Source organism: Fodinibius salsisoli (genome assembly GCF_026229185.1).
Taxonomy (GTDB): domain Bacteria; phylum Bacteroidota; class Rhodothermia; order Balneolales; family Balneolaceae; genus Fodinibius; species Fodinibius salsisoli.
The window spans coordinates 13,326-34,756 of record NZ_JAGGJA010000021.1; the positions used below are offsets into that span (position 1 = coordinate 13,326).

The 21,431-nt window shown below is 46.4% G+C and carries 16 protein-coding genes; 12 read left to right on the plus strand and 4 right to left on the minus strand.

From position 1 onward, the window contains the following. Positions 1–2: 2 nt before the first annotated feature. The 4 genes from J6I44_RS19315 to J6I44_RS19330 form a co-directional block, all read right to left on the minus strand. Positions 3–3,659 carry an SIR2 family protein gene (locus J6I44_RS19315; protein WP_265767889.1) on the minus strand — a complete coding sequence of 1,219 codons (3,657 nt, stop codon included), beginning with the start codon at positions 3,657–3,659 and terminating at the stop codon, positions 3–5. Positions 3,660–3,666: 7 nt separating this feature from the next. After that, positions 3,667–4,683: a hypothetical protein gene (locus J6I44_RS19320; protein ID WP_265767890.1), complete on the minus strand. Its 1,017-nt coding sequence runs from the start codon at positions 4,681–4,683 to the stop codon at positions 3,667–3,669. A gap of 272 nt (positions 4,684–4,955) precedes the next feature. Next, a complete protein-coding gene (locus tag J6I44_RS19325; protein WP_265767891.1) occupies positions 4,956–5,789 on the minus strand; it encodes a hypothetical protein in 834 nt (277 codons plus the stop codon). Positions 5,790–5,907: 118 nt separating this feature from the next. Continuing rightward, positions 5,908–6,996, minus strand: coding sequence for a hypothetical protein (locus tag J6I44_RS19330; RefSeq protein ID WP_265767892.1), 1,089 nt, complete (start codon positions 6,994–6,996; stop codon positions 5,908–5,910). Between the two features lie 280 nt (positions 6,997–7,276). Here J6I44_RS19330 and J6I44_RS19335 point away from each other — a divergent pair, with 280 nt between their 5' ends. Genes J6I44_RS19335 through J6I44_RS19390 form a run of 12 tightly spaced genes read left to right on the plus strand, consistent with a single transcriptional unit; the run spans position 7,277 to position 21,329 of the window. Beyond that, the gene (locus J6I44_RS19335; RefSeq protein WP_265767893.1) at positions 7,277–8,284 is read left to right on the plus strand and encodes a PspC-like choline-binding domain-containing protein; all 1,008 of its coding nucleotides are present in this window, start codon (positions 7,277–7,279) and stop codon (positions 8,282–8,284) included. A 32-nt stretch (positions 8,285–8,316) separates the two neighbouring features. Next, complete coding sequence (locus tag J6I44_RS19340; RefSeq protein ID WP_265767894.1) at positions 8,317–8,688, plus strand: hypothetical protein; 372 nt, start codon at positions 8,317–8,319, stop codon at positions 8,686–8,688. Between the two features lie 31 nt (positions 8,689–8,719). Then, entirely contained in the window at positions 8,720–9,745 is a 1,026-nt protein-coding gene (locus J6I44_RS19345; RefSeq protein ID WP_265767895.1) for a transglutaminase-like domain-containing protein, read from the plus strand. A gap of 9 nt (positions 9,746–9,754) precedes the next feature. Further along, entirely contained in the window at positions 9,755–10,168 is a 414-nt protein-coding gene (locus J6I44_RS19350) for a hypothetical protein (protein ID WP_265767896.1), read from the plus strand. Between the two features lie 16 nt (positions 10,169–10,184). Next, a complete protein-coding gene (locus tag J6I44_RS19355; RefSeq protein ID WP_265767897.1) occupies positions 10,185–10,550 on the plus strand; it encodes a hypothetical protein in 366 nt (121 codons plus the stop codon). 1 nt (position 10,551) lies between these two features. After that, positions 10,552–10,863 carry a hypothetical protein gene (locus J6I44_RS19360; RefSeq protein ID WP_265767899.1) on the plus strand — a complete coding sequence of 104 codons (312 nt, stop codon included), beginning with the start codon at positions 10,552–10,554 and terminating at the stop codon, positions 10,861–10,863. Between the two features lie 3 nt (positions 10,864–10,866). Beyond that, the gene (locus J6I44_RS19365; protein WP_265767901.1) at positions 10,867–11,547 is read left to right on the plus strand and encodes a hypothetical protein; all 681 of its coding nucleotides are present in this window, start codon (positions 10,867–10,869) and stop codon (positions 11,545–11,547) included. Further along, positions 11,540–11,950, plus strand: coding sequence for a hypothetical protein (locus J6I44_RS19370; protein WP_265767902.1), 411 nt, complete (start codon positions 11,540–11,542; stop codon positions 11,948–11,950). Before J6I44_RS19365 ends, J6I44_RS19370 begins: the two co-directional genes overlap by 8 nt. After that, positions 11,947–12,270 (plus strand): peptidoglycan-binding domain-containing protein, encoded by a 324-nt coding sequence (locus J6I44_RS19375; RefSeq protein ID WP_265767903.1) that lies wholly within the window; start codon positions 11,947–11,949, stop codon positions 12,268–12,270. Before J6I44_RS19370 ends, J6I44_RS19375 begins: the two co-directional genes overlap by 4 nt. 1 nt (position 12,271) lies before the next feature. Continuing rightward, a complete protein-coding gene (locus tag J6I44_RS19380; protein ID WP_265767904.1) occupies positions 12,272–13,531 on the plus strand; it encodes a P-loop NTPase family protein in 1,260 nt (419 codons plus the stop codon). Positions 13,532–13,538: 7 nt separating this feature from the next. Beyond that, a complete protein-coding gene (locus tag J6I44_RS19385; protein ID WP_265767906.1) occupies positions 13,539–20,789 on the plus strand; it encodes a helicase-like domain-containing protein in 7,251 nt (2,416 codons plus the stop codon). An 18-nt stretch (positions 20,790–20,807) separates the two neighbouring features. Then, positions 20,808–21,329 carry a hypothetical protein gene (locus J6I44_RS19390; RefSeq protein ID WP_265767908.1) on the plus strand — a complete coding sequence of 174 codons (522 nt, stop codon included), beginning with the start codon at positions 20,808–20,810 and terminating at the stop codon, positions 21,327–21,329. Positions 21,330–21,431: the final 102 nt, after the last annotated feature.

Genomic DNA, 21,431 nt, shown 5'->3' on the forward strand with positions numbered 1-21,431 from the left:
ATTTAATCAAATCGGTCCAAGTTATTCTCAATTATTATTTTCTGAAGTCGTTTAAATTCTTCGCTATCCCTTAACTTCTCATCAGCCTCTTCTATTCTATGTAGAACTTTGTGGATTGGGGCAAACCATTGTGGAGGATTTTCCGGAGTGGACTTATTAATAAATATCAAAGATGCCTCAGGAAATCTTTCAATCAGATCTGACTCCAACAATTCGTGAGGATGATAAAAATGTTCACTTCGTGATACCAAGAATGGTTTACAGGCCTTTACTGCTTCTGGAAAAACGTCTTCACTTTTTAAAAGTACTGTTGCAATTTTATTAGATACTGTTTCTGATTTATACTTTTTTTCCTTAGGCCATGTATTATTGAAAAGGGGGATTAATACCTGCCGCCAAACTTTAGCTTTTTCATCTTCCTTATCGGTATTATCTAAATACAATTCAAACCATCTAAAAAATTCTGCTCTATCCTCATTTGTTAATTTCTTGAGAGACTTTCTTATTACCTTTGGGCTTATATCATATTCATCCATTGTATTAACTAGGGCCAAAATTTGAGCCAGGTTTTTACTTCCTCCCTCTAATTTATCTAGATAATCAAATGTTTTGATAAAATATGGCTTAATGTATTCCCATAACTCTATATTAATTGAGGGATTCCATAGGTATCCTTGCCAAAGATTAATCGACTGCTCTTGATCTGATAAGTCGAAAAGTGGTATAAGCTCATTCTGGCTCCATTTAGGATCAATACTATTTAAAAAGGGTAAATAACGACCTAAAATGACCTGACCCAAATTATCTGATCCCTGTTCTGATGAAATAACTTGCATCAGCCTCTCTTTTATTTCTACAGGAAATCCATCACCTTTTTTAAGATTATATTGGTTGGTTACCATTATTAAGGCAAATACTAAATAACCGGCGGGATGGTTAATAGCTTGATTAATTCTATCCGAATCACTTAATGAAGATGAACCCTTGACAGCAAATGGATACAGCCTATCCCAGAGAGTATAAAATTTATCTGTTGGAACTACATCATATTCCTCTGAAATAGATTGAAGAAGCTTAGAAGATGAGCGGATAATTAATGATGATTGCTCACGACTTAAACTTAATAGAAGGTCTAAAATGTCACTGCTACTTATAACATCTAAATTAAGTCCGTGAAAAGCTGTCGAGAAAACATCCTCATCAAATCTTTTCTTTCTTATTATAAAATTTAATGTTTCAATTGCTTCAGTTGGATATTTCGAGCAAAATGTCCGCCAGTTCTCAATTAAACCTCGTCTATGTTCTTCATGGTCAAGTAGCGTGTCAACTCTTTCATTCAATGATTGTGATTTCAAATCATCAATTGAGTAATCTGTTTGGTACGATCTGCTTCCAGATTCAGACCAAAAAAGAAAATCCTCTCTTTCTGTTCCTCTATAACTAAAATTGGGTCTTCGCCCTTCAATTTGATCTAACAGACTTTTCTGTTTTTTATTTAAACCGGTTTCGGAATGATAATTAATCCGCACTAATAGATTCCATACATTCCGATCAACCGCCTCTTCAAGTTCTTCATCCTCTAAACCATCGATAAAAAGCTCCCTCGAAGGCCCTTTCCTAATAACATCAAATAAGTTGGATCTTTCTATAAAATTTATCTCATCCCACAGGTTAGGCAGGTATTCATAGATCTCTTTCCTTACACTATATCGCCAGAGCCACGCATCAGGTTGATCTAATATGAGATCATAAACTTTATAATATGCATTAATCTTATTAACAGCGTACAAAGATATTCGCTTAAAAATAGGATAAGGGTGTGAAAGTAATACTTCTATAATTGACTTAACCTTATTAACATCCTCCTCATGCTGATCAATAGCATCCCTAATAAGTTCAATTAAAAATGTTTGGTCCTGGAAGTGATTATTTTGCTCGTGTGGTTCAATTGAAGGCTGATGTATGTGACTTTGGTCATATTCTTCAGTTACCACACCAGCTATTTCAAGTAAATCATAGGCTTCTCGGAGATACTGAATAACAGTAAAAACTATATCAGAAAGGACAGTACTCCAATCATCTCTTTGACCTAAATCATCAAATACAGATTTGGCTGTATTACCGATTTTTAAAGATATTTCAGCTCTTATAAGTTCTTTAGTACTTTCGATTTCATCAGATGTCTCTTTCTTTTCACCAACACCCCAATTAATATATTTTCTTACACTTATTTGAGGCTTTAAAAATTCGAGCAACTTTAACCGGGTTGCTTTGGACCATTCTAATTTTTTTAAGTGATATGGATTTACAAATTGATTTTGGCTAGAAAATAAATAGCCACTTGTCAAAGTACTCCAAGCCTTTTTATAAGGTTCTTTTATTTCACTGTTATCACTCTGAAGTCTTCTTCTAATGTAATCCTCAAATTGGGGATGAAGATTACCTCCTTGTTCAATTACCCAGTCTATAAGTTTCTTATTCTCTAAATGTTGAGAAAGCCACCGCCCTATAGCAATTTCTTTATCATTTAAACTTGGTGGAGATTTGGTTCGAGAATAATATCCTGCCAGACTAAAATTTTGTTCAGGACTCACCAAATCTTTCAAAAGATCTCGTTTCTCAAAAGTATTTAGCCAACTTATTGGAGGTGTTGGTTTGATATCTGCAAACTGTCTAGCATAAGAAGGAGTATCAGACTGAAAAATTGCCCAACATAGTTGATCTACCTGCTCAATTGATAAACTGTCAGGTTCATTAGGGGCTACTTTTTTTACTATCTCTCTTTTTGAGGTAGCCCCACCCTCAAAAATCTTTGACCACCTTATTAATGATTCGTGAAGTTTTTTATGTTGATTATCATCATTATGATAAAGGATTGGTATTATATTTTTTGCTTTCCACTCTTCCCTTATTGAATCCCTATTTTCCTTACTCTTGTACTCTACAAGCGCATATGCTTTTTTAATACGTTGATCAATACTTCTCTCAATTGAAAGCGCATCAACCAAATATCGCATTACTGGATCATTAAGGCCATAACCAATAAAGAGTACTGTATAATGATTGAATAACTCTGAAATAAAAACACTTGCCCATCGCTCAAGTAGATAAGCCGTTCCAAAATCACTTGAAGTTAAGACCAAATGCTTGCATAAAGGATCATGCTTATCAAACTTCCCATGGAGATGTACTAAGCTATTCCACTTTTTAGGTTTTGGAGGTGGCAAAGTAGGTGCAGAAGCCACCTTAAGATTGTTATCTACCTTTTCAAATAATAAATCGAAATTTGTAGTAATTAATCTCTTAGAGCCATCTGATAAAGTAGATAATTTTAATATTGCATCATGGGTTGACAAGTCTGGATTTGATGGTGTATCTAGTACCTCTCTCACATATTTCCTTACAATTTTAGCACCAAAACGCTCTTCACGTTCAAGGAGGCCTATAACTCGATCGTAATTCTTTTTATCAAATTCTTGTTTCTCTATTGAATCAAAACTTGCGCCCAACTTTTTTTTCAACTGACAAACCAATCCCTTGAAGTTTGGAAGTCCTGCCTTCATTGACACACCAGCTCCACAAAAAATAACAAGCCGCTCTTCTTCTAATGCTTGAATTAATTCTACAGGTATATCAGGACCATTTTTGATAAAACGCATATAACTACTATGCTCTTTCGACTTTAAATAATGGCTCGTACCAATCCCATAACTCTTCTAGAGTATCTACATCTTGAGGTACTGGAAAAGGTTCTTGAAATGCCTCTGCTGGAGTAGTGGGAAGGAATTGATGCATGTATCTCTCTCCTGTTCTACGAGGAAATTTAGCTAAAATTGAATCAAAGAAACTTTTCCCGTAATCAAAATGATGTGTGTGAATGAAGTCATCCCAAGTCTCTCTTAGTTCTTCTCTTTCACGTATATCAAGTAATTCGAATTGCTCCATATTCCTTTCATCAGATCCTCCCCAAGCCTCTCTCATTATATCAATGGCTTCCACATCTGTATCAGGAGCTCCATAGCCAAAAATAGTTACTCTTTTAGTCCCGTCACTTTCTAGTCTTGTTCTAAAACTATTCCATTCTCTAGATATAAATTGATTACTGTTATAATTTTTCTCAGCAACTGGATACAATAATTGGGTAGGTTTAAACTGATTTCCAGTTCTTTTAGAATACATACCTGAAGGGCCAGTTTTGTCATCTGCTTTACTATATCCTATGGCCACATTACCGTGAAGGAAACAAATATGAGGCATAGGTGCTTTATCTACATTTCTACAAAATGCCTGATACAAAAAGGGGTCCCAATTAAAAGTTGCAATAAAATCTTTGGGTCTTAGTGATAAAATTAAATAATCATAGATAGTAGGCTCTTCTGGAAGTTCCATATCAGAAAAATAATCCCGAACTCTTCTCTGAATTTCTAATATCTCCTCTGATTCTGGGTTTTGACCATGCAAATTACTGTAAAGTTTTTCAAAATTGTCATCTTGTACTTCATCTGGTAATGTTTCAATAATATCATCCAGACCAACCACATCAATAAAGTTATTCATAGATGGTAATTCCTTACCGCTTTTCTCTGGATTTCTTATAGTTGTTGCGATACTAGCCCCAGCACCGAGTATTACAACATGAGATACACCTGGGTAGGTTTTCTTAATGCCCTCTTCTCTTGTCATTCGCATAATCCTGAAAATTTATTTATAGCTAAAATCTTGCGCATAAGGTGCCTTAATGCCAACGTTTATTTAAAACAAAATGTACTTTAGAAATTGGCTAACCCAAAATCGGCAGGAAAAAGCGAAGTATCTCCACTCAATAGGCTAGGTTAGGAATCCACTATTATTTTTTGGAAGTAAAGTTTAGGAATTATAGGTTAATATGTCTGAATAGCTCAGAAGTAGAGCGCCCATACTACATGTGGGAGGACGGGGGTGCAAGTCCCCCTTCATTATTGTAGGGGTGGTTGAACTTGAGCGTCTTCAATCAATTCCAACTTGTCTCCCTTTATTCTCTGAAATGATTCATCTCTCCACTGAAAGCTATCAAGATTAATTGGTGTATTTATTTCAGATCCTAGCAGATATCTTTTTGATTTAAATACTGTACCAATAATTTTAGGCATACCACCATTATAAACAGCAACAATTTGTGGGGCCCCACCACATCTTTCCTCTAAATTATCTTGTGTTAATGCATCCGAGAAAGACGTGGCTGCACCTCTACTAAAATTATGTAGTTCACTATCGTAATATTTATTGTTATAAAACTTTTTAAAATATTCTCTTCCTGAGCCTAGAATGATAGAACTATCAAATATAGCATCGGTATCTTCATCAACATATTTTTCTTTCCAGGAATCTCGTTGCCAAGAAAGAATAAACCTTCTAAAAACATGATTATCAATTTTACGTCCAGCTATTAGGATAGTAAATCCTTGTTTTACAAGATCAGGATAATCGTCTAATTGTTTCTTAATAAAACTTTTAATGACTTCAACTCTATCTTCAAAATCATAACCTTTTTTATAAAATTGGCCGCTATCTAATATATCCACAGCTTTTGAAATAACTTGGGTAGGGAATAGGACATCACCACAATACCCAATTATGTCTGGATAGTTTTTAAAGGCAAAAATTTTCCTTCCGTAATCCCAATTGCTTTCAATCTTTTCTGATTTTCCCTCTTCCATCTTAATATCCCATGATATTCTTGAATCAGTCATAATATAAGTTGAGGAGGGCTTGCGACTATCTTCAGCTATCCATGATAAAACTAAAGTCATAAAATTGTTCTTTGATCAGTTTTAATATTTACCTAACGAGTCATATAAGAATATTCAATATTGAATTGAATAAATAACGAAGGGTAAATCAAAAAGCCAACAGAGATGCCCCAATTGATTAGGCGGTCACGAATTTAAAATCTTTAAAGTAATCATTTCTCTGTGACTCAATCTCTTTTATACAATTGTTTGACTCCTCATAATATCGAATATGAAATGCGTCGAATATATTTTTGAGTTGTGGATTAGCTTTTTGATGCAGATATAAAGTTGGAACTTCTACCTCTTTACAACCAACCTCATGAAACGCTAAAATTGCTTGATAGGTAGGGCTTTCATTATCACTTATAAATAGTCCATTTGGATTAAAACCCTTTTCAATAACTTCCATATCTCGATTCATTCTTGTGAAAGTTTGACCAAATAAAACTTGATCAAAGTCATTTAAATCAGTGCCAGTATTAGATCCTTGAATTGCTAAAATTACTGGTTTTTCAATTTCTCTTATTTGGGTTCTTTTCTCATCAATAATGTGTTCTATGCGGTATTTAGAATTTTCAGCATAGCCAATAGAAGGATAAAAACCGATTGGATTAGAACGATCTAGTCTATATATAAGAGAAAGTTTAAGTTTTCCTTGCGGAAAATTCTCTGTGATTTTTATCTCATCCTTTGAACCAATAGCTGGTATATTATCGAATTCTCTTTTGATAAATGCTTTGAATGGTTTTTTGGAATCATTAAATCCAATGTCAGGTAAATTATTGATATTTATAATCCAATTTTCTGGTGCATTTTCCTTTAAGATTTTGATCAGTGGGTTTACTTTTTTATAAAAATCACCTACTTCAGAATTGATAATTGGAGAAGTCGCCTCAATTACAATTTCACCCACCGAAGTTTCTATTAAGAAGTCAGGGTTACTGCCACCAGCTAAAGTTACTTCATATTTAAATTCATATCCGATTTCTTGAAGTATTCGACCGACTATAAGTTCAAAGAAAGCGGACTTCCAATGATCTCTTAAATCATTTTTCAGCTTGTCTGCAAAAGATGAAGGTAATTGGGAGAGATTATGATTCAGAAATAATCTCATTTGTCTAGCTCGGGGAAGTGTAGATCTCGATAACCAATCCAATGTATGTTCTCCAATTTGAGCCCAACTTTCGTCACTCTCTGTTGGCTCTTCTAACCAAATTTCATTCATGTGAAAAAATCGAATTACTTCAGCTCGGTTTGTTACATCAAATGTAATGAATCAATGTTTGAGTTTGATAAATAAACCACAAAGACTCAAATAATTCGTCACAGCCTATTATCATTTACTGATGTCTCATCTTTTCCCAATCTGTCCCATTCTTTAACAGTTCATTACACCCTGTTCCAGCCCATCCCGAGGTATTTTTCCTGATTTAAATTAGTGTTACGTTAGCATCAGTTACTGATCACAGTGATGCTATTGCATTACGCTAACCAACACTACCCCGATGCCTGAAACGCTGGAAAAGTTGCCGAACGAACCCCAAGAGCGGGATTATGCCACTTGCCTGCAAGAGCTGGAGCAGGGGCTGCCCATCTTTGGACGCATCACCGGTACCACCGATGGGCTCCAGCAAGTAGAGAAGGAACTCCCCTTTAATTTCCGGCAACCTTTCAATGTAGTAAAAGCGATTTTCAAATTAGAGCCCGGCCTGTATTCCCTTCACACCGGCATCGACGAAGATATTGTTATCGGGTTTCGCATTGACGGACCAGAAGAGCAGCCAAATAATCAGGCTAACGGACTGAACCCCAGCAGAACCGCTCCCGAAAACTACTACCAGCAAAGGGCCCTCCGCCTGGAAGGCGAGCTACATGACGCCGACCGCAAGATCCGCCAGCTCGTTGACGAGATCATGGGCCTCAAGCGTCAGCTCTCCGAAGACAAAACGGCCACGCTGCTCACACACCAGAAAGAGCTAGGCGACCTCAAGGAATCCCATCGCAACGAAATTGACCGCCTCAAAGAAATTCAACGTAGTAACCTCAAAGCCCTCGAAAAAGAGCTTGGAGAATTAGAAAAGGTAAAATTCCGCATGGAGATGGAACAGCGGGCTGGTGGCCGCGATGCGGGCAGTCGCATGCTGGATATGCTCGAAGAAAATGCCCCAATGTTTTTTACGGTAATCTCGCAGCTGTTTGCTGGCCAAGCAAGGAATCAACAACTGAATCCTCCGGCCACTCCTGATATTAGCGAAGAGGAGGCCAAATCGATGGCCGAATCGCTTAAAAGACAACTGCAACCTACTCTTGGCTCGCTATCCCAACAACCCCATAGCCTCTCTACCGACGAGGCGAGCCAACCCAAAGGTGCCGGGGAGCCAGCTCCTCGGCACCTTCCCTCCGACAACAACACGGAAACCGAGCCCAACGAATTTGAAACGCCTGCTACCCTGAACGGCATGTTCGAACCACCCCAAACCAACGGCCACGCCGAACCAACCATCAGCCTGTAAGGATACCAATGAAACCCGGACAGCTCACCCTTTTGAAAATGGCCTTGGAATACCTGGCGGGTCAACCCTGCGGCTACGCCTGCTATGCCAAACGTATAAAGTCGCAGCTGGCCTTAATGCAGGCTGGCGGGCAACCGATCACCGCAGCCGACTGGGTACGGATGGCAAAGATACTTTCTGTTGAAGCGATAAGCAGGGATATAGGAGCCGAACGCATTGCAAAAACGATATATCCCCTTGTGGATGGATTAGGGCAACACGCTAATACGCTCTGCTATATCCCTGCCCCTTTCGCTTGTAATCAATTATTGAGTTTCACCGGCACCAACGTCAGCCCGCAAGTCCGGCGACTGCTCACTGATGTCATCGCCGAGCTGCAAAAGCTTGTCAAAGCTGGCCGGTAATCATATCCCACAAATTTAAGCGAAACACTTATTGAGTAGCCACTATCCCATACCAACTTCCCGCAACGCAGTCACGACCCATGGTTCAGTGATGAGCAGCAAGGCGGCAGCAAGCTCCCCCCAAGGAGATGTTGCCGCCTCTATTATTGCTAGTCGCAGGCAATACCCTGGAATCGACGGCGTCCTGGAACTGGCTTCGAAGCTGGTTACCAACTATACCGGACGCGAAGACATCCGCGGACTAGCGCTAAAAATTACTCGCAAGGTTCCCAGGAATATCAATACCGGCCTGCCTGACCTGCGAAATATAGACCAGATTGCGGGTGCCATCTACAAATGGATAACCCGCAACATCAACTACGTACGCGACCCGTGGAATATCGAGCGGATCCAGTCCCCGGACGTAACCATTCGGCAAAAAGCCGGAGATTGCGACGACCACGCGATCCTGTCGGCGGCCCTGCTGCAAAGCCTGGGCATCCAAACCGGCTTTCGTATTGTCAGCCGAACGGGGCGAACCTACGATCACATCTATACGGTCTTTCGGTCGCCACAAGGATGGAAATCTTTTGATACAACCGTTGCCAAATATCCCGGTTTCGAATTTGACGAGCGGCTGATCAAAAAGTCCAGGCACCTGCCCAACCGTATGCCAGAAGGCCTAGGCATTGACCCGATTACCCTGACGGCAGCTGCCACGACGGCCCTGAAAACGGGAGCCGCTATGAAACCGCTGTTTTCCAAATGGTTTGGCGCCAAAGATAAGGGCGAACGCACCCAGCGCGGACAATGGCGGGACTACCTGATGGCCCGAGGGGTTCGCTCGGACGTGATTTCGTTTTCCCAAAAGGATAATGCCATCCTCCAGCAGTATGCTATGGTTATCCAAGAGCACGGGCAACCGGCCGTTGATTACTTGAACAAATTTGGAAGCCTGGATAACAACTTTCTGGCTAGCCAACAACAATCCCGAAACAAAAAATGGCTCCTGTACGGCGGACTCTCAGCCGGGCTTGCCGCGCTCGGCGGAATCAGCTACTGGGCCTTCAACCATTAACAACTGTTTATGAGTAGTTCCTATCTCCAACCCGTTGCTATACAGCCCGAAAATGACCGGTTAATTATATCCAGCCAACTTCCTGGCGGTGGATTGGAAGGTTGGGAAGAAGATGATCCCTGCCGGTATGCCAACCAAAGCTGCAAAGGCAAAATGTTTGGCAAACTCAAAAGCTGCCGCCGTCAGCGCGAAAAATCCCAAGCCCTCTGCAAAGCTCACGAGCGCAAACTGGCCGAAAAGAAGAAAATAGAACAGGAAAAACAGCAGCTCATGACGGCCCTACAGCATAACGTAACCAATACGGCTGCAAAGCAAGAGACTGCAAGTACGGCCATGATTGCGGGGGCCGCCGTGGGCGGAGTTGCCATCCTGGGAGCCGCCATCATGTTTATCGCCAAAAAGAAGAAATCTAAATCCCAATAAACATATCCCAATCCCTATGAACAGCAGCTCCTACGATCAGTTAGACTTTCTGCAGACGACCCGACCGTTTAACTACGGGGTAACAAATCCCTTGCTTCCACCGGTGCAATCATCTACCGCCTCGAAGAAGACCAAATTTGGCAGTGTACTTGATGACCTGTCCAGTTTCCTGACGACCGCGGCCGATACCGCCGTAACTGTTGACGGGATTATCAATGGCGGAAAACCCCAATCGGGGGGCGCTCGGCTCACGCCCGAGCAACAGATGGCGCTCATGCAATCCCAGAAGTCGGGTGGGAATATGACTTCCCTACTGCTGATTGGCGGCGTGGTCGTCGTTGGCGGGGGTATCATGTACACCCTGTTAAAAAAGAAGTCCTGATATGACACAAGCCATTGAACCTACAGACCATCCCGTTGGGATTTCTCACTTTATCGATGGTCATATTCCCAACGGGCGGTATCCTAATCCAACGGCCTCGCAAGAGACCGTGTACCTGCAACCCACCGTGCAACTGCAAGAAATAGCGAAGGGAGCAGAAGTAACTGGCGAAACTAAACAAACCTTATGTGAGCGCCTGACTGAAGATGATCCCACCAAAGGAATTCGCTCGTGGTTTGACCGCAACAAAGCTACGCTGGGATGGATTGCGGGTGGATACCTGGCCCTGCGAATCATAACCCGAAGGAGGTAACCGGTGACCCATTCTAACTATAGTGATAACAGCTTAGGATCGGCGGCCATATCGGGCAACATCATAAGCTCGGAAGCCGGAGAACTTCGTATCATCGGACGTCACCCCGAGCGCGGGCTGCCAAAATCCGGCGTGCCATTTTCTGTGGATGTAGAAGTCGATATCTACCGCACCTTTTGGAACTCGTTTCTTTTTGTGGTTTGTCCGGATGTGGTGGTCGCGGCTCTGGATCCCCAGTCCAGACAAGTATTAGCCATCTCCCGCATCGTCACCAGCATGTGGGACGGCTGTCGCGGACAGGCCCGACTGGTTTTCGGCCGCTCGTTCCGGCCCGACAGAAATCACCCCGTCATATTTGAGCTTCACTACAGCAATGTTACTGGGGCAAACATTTCCGAGGCCAAGCCACTGGCAACCTCTAAGGTGATGACCCTTGATCTGGATATCGAAGAAGGTCAACAAAGCGGAGTGTATGCCCAGCCCACCGAGTCCTGGTACGACATCAACCTGCCGGACCCCCAAAGCGCATTTAGTGGCGTCAATAGCACGCTCACCAAAGCCCTGTGGATGATTGGTCTTGGCGCGGGCGCGTATTTCCTGGCTCCCCTCATGCCCGGACTGCGAGACAGCGTAAAACAGATGGCCGGGCGCAACAAGAAACAGGAGGAGAAATCTGATGCATGAGTTAATCGAAGGCCGGGACTACCAGATCGTTGATGACGGGATGGGTGATCTCAGCAGTTACCTGCGTCATACCAGTCGAAATGCTTTTAAAAAAGCCATCGGTCTGGCCGACCGTGCCCTGAGCGGGCGAAAAGGACAAGCCGCTACCACGGCCCTTGTCCTGGCCGGTCTCACTAAAGACAGGCGCTCCTTCCAAGGAGTGTTCAACCGCAATGCCGACGTCATCAACCAGTATTTCGAGCATGTCGATCTGCAGGCGGTCAGCGATATGATTGGCCTGCAGGAAACCGTCGCCAAAAGCAAGCCAGTGGCTATAATCAAGCACGTAGGTATTTTCTCGGCCGGTATTGCCATTGGTGTGGCCGTCCTCTCCTTATATAACCGAAAACGATCTTCAACATGACTCTTAGCATAGGCGATAAAGGCCCGCAGGTGATGCACCTGCAATCGGCACTGAAAGCCCTCGGTATCGGGCTTCCTAAATATGGGGTTGACGGCATATTTGGCCCCGAAACGCAGGCAGCTGTCAAGCAGGTCCAGCAACAATTGGGACTATCACCGAGTGGAACAGCTGACGAGGTATTACTAAGCAGGCTTGGTATTAACCAGCAATCTCTTCGGGGAACTCTGAAAAGAACTGTGCCAAAAACAGCACTCCTGGCCATAGGGACCATCGCCATCATTGGAATTGGAATCGCAATTAAACGAACTAAACGAGATTAATATGGAATCGATGACTGCCCAGCAGCTTGCAAAACTCAACATCAAAGGCATCAAAATAGCCCAACCTTACGGGCGGCTCCTTGGCGAACCCGAGAAGAATGCCGTCATTTTTATCTGGGGCGAAAAAGGGGCCGGCAAATCCACGATGAGCCTGGGACTCGCTGACGCCCTGGCCGAGCATGGTCGTATCGAATACATCCCCGCCGAAGAGCATTTTGGCAAAACACTGGTCGACCGCGTCAAACGACTCGGTGCCACCCACCGGAACCTGAATTTTACCAAGTGGAAATCCATTCAGGCCCTCAAAGAAATATTGCTCAAGAACCGGTCGTTCGCCTGCATCCTGGATTCCATTTCGGTGATTGATGCCAACGCGAAGGAAACGGTCGAGCTGGCCCAATGGTGCCGCGAGAACGGGATCATGTTCGTCATGGTCTCCCACGCGACCAAAGACGGGCAGTACAAAGGCAACACCAGCATTGCCCACGAATGTGATATTGAGATCAAAGTCACCAAAGAAGGCGGGGCGGAAACCGAGAAAAACCGCTACCGCGAACTCACTGCTATTGCCGTGCCCTTTTCAGCGAAAGACCGTGAAGTTAAACCGGCTACCCCAGTGACCAAAGAAAACGACCCCAAATCACGCGAGAATCCGGTGGATACCCCTTTTAAGATTACCCTAAAAGAAATCGACACCCTCCACAAAATTCGCTCCTGGAAGCGGATCAACTCCATGTTTGGCAGCAAGATGCCGTGCTACGCGCCCAAGCATTCCGGGGAATCTGAAAACGCCCACCTGTCGATTCGGTACACGGCCGACTATCCCAAGAAGCGGTATATCATGGATCTGCTTCTGGACGGCCACCTCGAATACCAGGCCTGCACGGAAGGCAAAGCGGGCGGTTTAAAAGCGTGTTGGGAAAAGCTGGTCAGCAAATATGGCGATCTGGAAGTGCGCATCTTCAAACAAGATCACGCCAAAGTGGTATTGGGCGCCAAAGAGTATAAACGGCAGGAACGTGCGCTGGGTAAAAAGGAAAAATCTACTGCGACCGACTCACCTGCCCCGAAGACCAAGAAGAAAGCAGCTTCTAAACCCAAACCCATTTCAACCAAGCAACAAGTAAAAACTCCGTCAAAAGAAAAGCCAAGGACGAAGGATAAATCATCTGAGGAAAAACCCCAGCAGCAGGTAGACATTGAAGCGGCCAAAGCAAGCCAGGCCAAACTGGACGCCTTCCTAACCAACGTATTAGGCTAATAATCGTATGCGAGACAATCCCACTGTGACCCCTTTTGAAGACATTACAACTGAGGACTATCCCGGCATTTTTGGGGACTTTGATGGGGACGGGATCCCCAACGCCGATGATCCCAATCCACAGTTGGCTGGCGACACCGAAACCGTCGAAGAGACCCAGCTCACCGAAGAAATCAAGCAGCTGATCGACCTGCGAGGCGACTATCAGCAGGCCTTAGACGAGGTAATCGCAAAACTTAAAGCCCTGCAACCCAAAGCTACCGTGAAGGGGCGCGTCAAATCGCCCTACTCGGTCATCAACAAACTGCGTCGCAAACGCATTAAAGGCGATATAAAACAGGCTGATACAAACGAGCTCTACACCCAAGGCCTGACCGATATGGCCGGCTGTATGATCGTGCTATCTGGTCAAGCCGAACTGGATCAGATAGTCAAACAGATTAGCTTAGGTACGGTTGGTAAAGTTTTCGAACATGAAGATAAATATGCCGAGCCCGTCGGTGGCTACCGGGCGCATCACTTTATCGTGATGGCGGGGGAGACCGAAGATATTCCGGTCGAGATTCAGGTAAAAACCCGGCGGATGGCACAAATAGCCAGTGCCGCTCACACGCCATACAAGAACGGACAACTTAACACTAATCGAATGCACCAGCTCACTGACTTGGCCTGGCAAGCGGACCAAGGGGATGAAGTTGCTGCCAATCAAATTGATGCTCTTCTTGATGACCCAGAAAAATTGACGGGGCAGTTGACAACCCGCGAAAATCCTTCGAGTGACCTACAACAGCTCCAAAATTCATTCACTCTGGCCGTAAAGAAACTAGCCCTGGCTTTTTCCCTCGATAAATTTCCCACAGAGCACCGAGAGCAGGCCTTGGAACTGTTTCGCCAGCACGGAAATATTATTGGCGTTGATTTTGAAGAAGTATTTTCTGCCGCCCAAAAGAAAACCGAAACTCCAAAAAAAGAAGACGATCCATCATACCAACCCTCCGAAGATCGGCCGGGAGAAGCGGGATTTGGAAGCCATTTTTCCGGCCTCCAACTGAAAAATTTTGCCCCAATTAAACTCTCGAAGTCCGAGCGACGAAAAGCCAACGAGGCGGCCCTGGCCGTCTTGGAAAAAGAAGATCGTTCGATTACCGAATCGGATCTGGACCTACTCCGACAATACACCGGTGCTGGCGGGCTCGGGTATGGGGAGGATGCCACAGGAACCGAACGCGGCCTACTTAACGAGCACTACACCTCCTACCAACTGGCCAGCCTGATCTGGGATAAACTCGGAGCCATGGGCGTGGACGGTGGTAACATCTTAGAACCCGGGGCAGGGGTAGGTAACTTTGCAGGCTTCATGCCAACCAGCGGAGCCTTTCGCATGCTGATGGTCGAGCGGTCGGCGGTAAGCTCACGCATCGCGGGGCTTCTATACCCTAACCAGTTAGTTAAACACGAAAACTTTGCTCAGACTGACCTATCGCCCTATAACCTGACCGGCGTGGTCGGTAATGTTCCTTTTGGGGATATTAAAATTCACACCCAGCGAGACCCATTGGCTCCCCTCAATCCAAGGATCCACGACTACTTTATCCTGAAGTCCCTGGACGCTCTGCAACCCGGCGGCTTCCTGGCGGTGATCACCTCAGTCGGTACCATGGACAAGAAGGATCCAGCCATTCGACAGGCTATGGTTCAACGCGCCCGGTTTGTGGGTGCTTACCGGCTCCCCTCGACTGTTTTTAAAGACAATGCCGATACACTGGTTACCACGGACCTTATTTTGTTTCAGAAGTACCCGGATGTGGACGGGGAAACCCACCCGGACGTAAGCAGCGAATTAAACCAGCTGTTTGCTTACCAAGAGCTGGCTGTCAGTATCACTGAACACAAAGGAGAATCTTACGGGGCCTATTATAATCCATATTACCAGAAATATCCCGAGCAGGTATTAGGCGAGCACATCCAAGGCCACGACATGCAGTTTCTGACTCGCATGGGCGTCAAAGGTCAGGTTGATGAGGCTCTGGCCGGCCAGGTTCTCGGAGATGATCTTCGCTTCCCGTACCCGCTTCCGAGGACCTTGCCGTTCTACCGGATCCCCGATGAGGGCGTGCGGCTGGAGACGACCCGCGATTATCACGCCGGGAATATTGTCTACCATGATGAGAAATTCTACGAAAAACAGCGCCACTATTTTAAACCTATTGCTGTAGGCAGCAAGGACAATGCGGGTGACGGCCTTCGCGCCAAGATAAGCTCGGCTTGCCAAATGCTGGACAAATACGATGATTTCGTCACGGCGCTGGCTCAAGACAGCCAGCAAAAAGAGCCGCTTCGCGGAGAGTTTAAGAAGCTGCTCGAAAGCCACATCAATAGCTACGGTATTCCAGACGAAGACGAGGATATCCGCGAGATATTCCGCTTCGATAACCGCCTGTATAAACTCACAACTTTTGTGAAACGGGATCCCATCAGTAGAGACCTGGTCTATGCCGATATTATCGACGCCGATTCCCTATTTAACCGCAACTACGTACCGGCGGTATCCGACTCCGATGATCTGGCCGAAATTGCCATGTATGGCCGCTCCATTGGTGAAGAACTGACGCTAGATTTCTACGGGTCCACCTATAAGGGCGGGACCGCCAGTCGGGCCGAGCTCACTGGAGCCATCCAAGAGCACCCGGATTTCTTCTATAATCCCGCGTCCAATACTTACGAGTTTCGGTATCAATACTTGGCCGGTAACGTCCGCCGGAAGCTGGAGCTGGCCGAAGACAACCAGCTGGAAAAAAACATCCAGGCCTTGAAGGCGGTCCTGCCTGAATGGATTGATGCCTATTCGATCACCGTGGATCCGCGACACATTTTCACCTACTTGCCGGCCAAAGTGCTAGTAGAATGGATAAAAGATGAGCTGGGCTATCGGGATGTCCATATTGGCCTGGTCAAAGATAAAGCCGAGCTGGGCAACCGCTTCTATATGAAACTCCGCAAAGGCGGACGGTATATAAAAAATGGCGAAGAAACTGCCGACGATTGGAACCAGGGGTGGGGCGAGACGCCATTTAGCAAAATTATTAACAACTATATCCAGGATTCCAGTTTCCCGCTGGTCTTCTATGATGAGAACGACAACGTCCTGCCAAATATGACGCTGAAACGAGCCGAGCAAACCGGCCAGCAGGCGCTCATTGAACGAGCGCGCGCTAAACAGCGCACTCATAACGATCAGATGTTGACGCGCGTGCCCCAAAAGTTCAACCAGTGGGTACGCACCAAGGCCTCCACGGAAATTCGCGAACTCATCGAGGGAGCCTATAACCACGAGTATAACGCTCATATCAACCCGCAATTCGATGGGAGTACCCTCCGCGTGCGCGGCATGTCGGATACCTTCTATGGAGTCAAAGATTTTGCGGTGTATAAACACAACCGCGCGGTGGCCGAAAAACTAGTATGGAACGGGCGCGGCGCCAACTGCCACGACGTCGGCGCCGGAAAAACGCTCTCTTCGATTATCACTTCGCAAGTCCTTCTGCAGCAGGGCGCCTGCCACAAGCCCATGTTTGTGGTACCCGGCAAAGTGCAGGAAAAGTGGGTCGAGGAATACGCGATGCTGTTCCCGGAGGCCAAGATCCTCAACATGAAAATGGCCGGCCCCGAGCGCCACAAAGAACTCACCATGGCCCAACTCTACAACTGGGACGCGATCTTTATCGCCGACCATGCCTTCAAGAGTCTGCCACTGTCACCGGCCGTCCAGCAGCAAATGTATTCGGAGCGCGTGGAATACTTCGATCAGATGATTGACAATTTTGACGAGCTTATCGAAGAGGACGACGCGCTAAGCTCCACGGCTAAAAAGTCGATGGTCACGCGCTTGGAGAAGATGAAAGAAGAGTGGGAGGCCAAGCTCCGCAACGTAGCCAGTGCCAAGCGCCTGGATACCGATATCTTTTTTGATGAGCTCGGCGTGGATGCCCTGTTCTTTGACGAAGCCCACTTCTACAAAAATGCGTTGGGCAGCGCCAAAGCCGCCAAGCTGGGCATTGCCGCGAATAAGCCTTCCCAGCGAGCTGAAGATGCGCTCCAGAAAACCAAATGGCTGTTTTCCAAGATAGGATATAAGAACGTGTTTGTCCTAACGGCCACGCCGGTCGTCAACTCTCCGGTGGAGGTCTGGCATATGCTCAACCTCTGCGCCCCAGATCTGCTGGACAAATACCAGATTGCCAATCTCGACAACTTCATCAACCAGTTTGTCCGTGAGGAAGAAAAGATCGTCAAAAAGACCAACGGTGAATACCGCACCGAACGCGTAGTGGCCGGCTATTACAACCTGCCGGAAATGCGGTCTATCATCGACGAGGTCATGGACATCAAAAGCTATGATCAGCTGGTGGGATTCTACGAGAAATTTCCGGACTACCTCAGAGATAAATCTGGCGTAATTGTAACCGATAACCAGGGCAATCCCCAAGCGCTCAAACCGAAATTCAAGCGCCCCGAAGCCGAAACCAAACAGCAGGTTATCGAGCCCAGCGAAATTCACAAATTGTTATTTGACGACATTATTCTCCGGGCCGATAATATTCTGGACTGCATGCGCCAGCGCGGATGCCAGACCAAGGACAACTTCCTGGTCATTACCGGCGATGGTAGCAAGATAGCTACGGATCTTCGTGTCTATGACCACAGCTTCGAAGGCGTAGATGGCAAGTTTCTCAAATTGGGAGCCCTAGTGGACAACGTAGCCGAAAGTTACGCCTTCCGCGAAAACCCCGCCCCAAGCAGAGTACCGGAAAGCATCTATGGCGACTTCTTTTCAAAAGTACCGCCGGCCAGAGAAAACCCGAACCCCTACGCGGGCCAGTCGCGTCACAAACTTATTCAAGAGCTCAAATCCCTGGGGCACTTCGAAGAGGTAGCCGGTGAAGTTGAAGCCACCGAAGGCGACCTCCACGCCGTACCCGTTGGCAAACAGTTCTTGCTCAATAAAATCGAAAAACAGCGTGAGAAACACTCCGACGGCTCCGATGCCATGGAAGAAACCTTTGACCGGGCGATGATGATTGTTGAGGTCTTGTATGGCGGCCGCGAAAACCCAGCGTTCCCAACCTTCCGTAACCAGATCATCTTCTGCGACTGGATCTCTGTGGAAGGCCAGAAAGGCGGCAGTTACCACCAGTTGATCAAGGAGGAACTCACAAAGGCAGGCATCCCGGCTAACGAAGTTGCCATTATTAATGGCTCCATCATTGGAACCGATAAGAAGGGCAACGACTATTTCGTCTCCTCGGCCGATGACAAGGAAGCCCTCAAAAAGCAGGTGCAAGATGATTTTAATATCGGAAAGTACCGCGTGTTGATCGGCAATCAGTCCATTGCTGAAGGCATGAACCTGCAGAAATGGACCACCGACCTACATCACATGGACGTGCCCTATACGCCCTCGCAGATCCAGCAGCGCAACGGGCGCGGGCTCCGGCAGGGCAACCAACATGGAAAAGTGAACATCCATTTTTATCTGATGAAGGATTCTTTTGATCAGTACCGCCTGGAGCTGGTCAGCAAGAAACAAAGCTGGATTGATGAACTCTTCTTCGGGGACGGCCGAGAAACCTCCGCCGATTCCGAGGGCGAATCCTTGGAATACGAGCAGATGGTGGCCGCCACCAACTCTGATCCGCGAGTTAAAGAATTTTTTGGCTCCAAAGCACAAACCAAGGTGCTGAAAGCCCGCATCGATTCCCTGCTTAGCGAAACCCAGCGGCTGGAGTCCTCCCTGTCCCAAGCAAGCCAAGATGTTGCCAAGAAAAGTGAACGCATGGAATCAGCGATCCAGCGAGAGCAATCCCTGATTGATTCAGAGCTTCCGACCTCGGGGGCCGAGGCCTTAAATCAAGGACTTATTCGGGTAGACTGGCTGGATCACAGCGGGGAGGTTGGGACCATCGAAAACAACCTGTCTTCAGACGGCAAACGCATTCCCCGGTTCCGCCACGAGCTTACCCTGGAAGTCCCAAAAAATAACGCCAACGGGCGGGTGCTGTTTAATCTTATCCCTGACCCGAATGCTCCAAACCGAAGTTTCTACAACAAGATTAAGTGGAGCTCGATCAAACAGATGGCCAGCGACCAGCTAAATCAGCAATTTGGCTGGAGTATGGACGAGCCGGTCCAATGGGGCCGAAGCCTGGCCGGCAACAAAGGCAATATTATTGCCGATGAGTCCGACTTTTACAGCCACTACGATGTAGATATCGAGGCCGAAAAACAGAAAACAGGCCCCGACGGAACCGAAGTAACTTTCGATCAGATTAAGCAACAGCTGGGCATGTACAAAACGGAGCGCTGGCTGCCAATCATAAAACAAAAACTGGCCGGACTCTTCCTAGCCCTGGAACAAGGCTGGCAGCAATCGGCCGAAGGACGCATTCAGCAGATTACCTCGGAGCTGGAACGATCCAAAAAGACATTGCGAGAACTGGAGAGTACCCACCAGCAAACGCAAAAAGAGTTGGAGCAGGCCCAGTCCGACCTTACCACCAACCAAGACACTGTAACCAAATTGCAAGATGTGGTCAACGAGTTGGTCAAAACCAAATTTTCTGACCGGTCGGAGCTCTACGAAGAGCTCAACCGCATTGCCCCCACCTACGGCGTGAAGGGTACCGTCCGCGTCCGTGAAGTGGGTATTTACCGGGATAGCCCAACGGGCGAAAACATTCGCCCAAACCGGTCCGAGAAAGAATCACCCTTAAAAGCTCTCCCTATGCCCTTGAAGACACTCTTTGGCCAGCCGCTGGTATATGCTGGCACCGTTGGGGAACTGGAGTTTATCGACACTAAAGGATTCATGCAGCGCATCGTCTCGGAAAGCGAAGACTTGGCGATGATTATCGACGCCGAGGGAACCACGCTGTTTGCCTTCCCGACCCAGCGCATGAAGCTCCTAAAAGGAGCCTTTGACAACGGAGATGCCGAACAGATGTATGAGGAGTTCCACCATTTCCCGGCCGACGGCTACGATTACGAACTGTTTCCACCGGCCGGCGCCGAGCTGGTTTCCATTGGTCACGCCGAACGGATCATGTACTCCAGCGACAAGGTGATCTACTCCGGCGACCAGAAAGGAGACGACCATCACTACTACCACTATTTCGACGATGGCAAACGTCCCGTCTTCTCCTACGGGGACGTGTACATCATCACAAACCTGAATATTGACGGCCGAGGCATCCTTAACTAACCTTTACCGAACCGACCTATGACCCAACGAATATTTGCAAAAAATCCAACACACTTGGATGTAATTGAAAACCCAACAACCCCAAAACCTGCAACTATGGCAAAACAACTAACAACCGAAAAAGCTGTCAGCGAATTTAAGCAGCAGCTTATCACTGCCGGATATATTGTGGGCGGCCAGGCAATTGGTGCGCAGCTTAATGGGCTGGCCGTACCCGCTATTCTTGGCGGAAGCTCAGCGACCGTCCAGCAAGCGGCCCGCGTTGGCCTCCCGCTCACCCTTGGCATGGCCTTTACCATGTTCACCAAAAACAAACACCTTCGCGGTCTGGCCATGGGGCTCGGCGTGCAAGGTGTGATGGAACTGATCAAGTTCGTCATGCCCGACTGGACTCCTTCCCAGGGCCTGATGGAAGGCAGCGAATACCTGTGGGATGAGCAAAATATCGCTCCACAACCCACGCCACCAGCGCAGCTCCCCATCGAAACCGGCCATGTCTCTCAAATCGAAACCGTATTTGAAGATACCGTGGAGGTGTAATCGGCTACCATTTTTTCTCATAGCTCCTGCTGAATAAGGGACTGCCTGCGGGAACAAGCAGTAGGCCAGAGCGGCCTCAACCTAAAACCCTTTTAACTAACA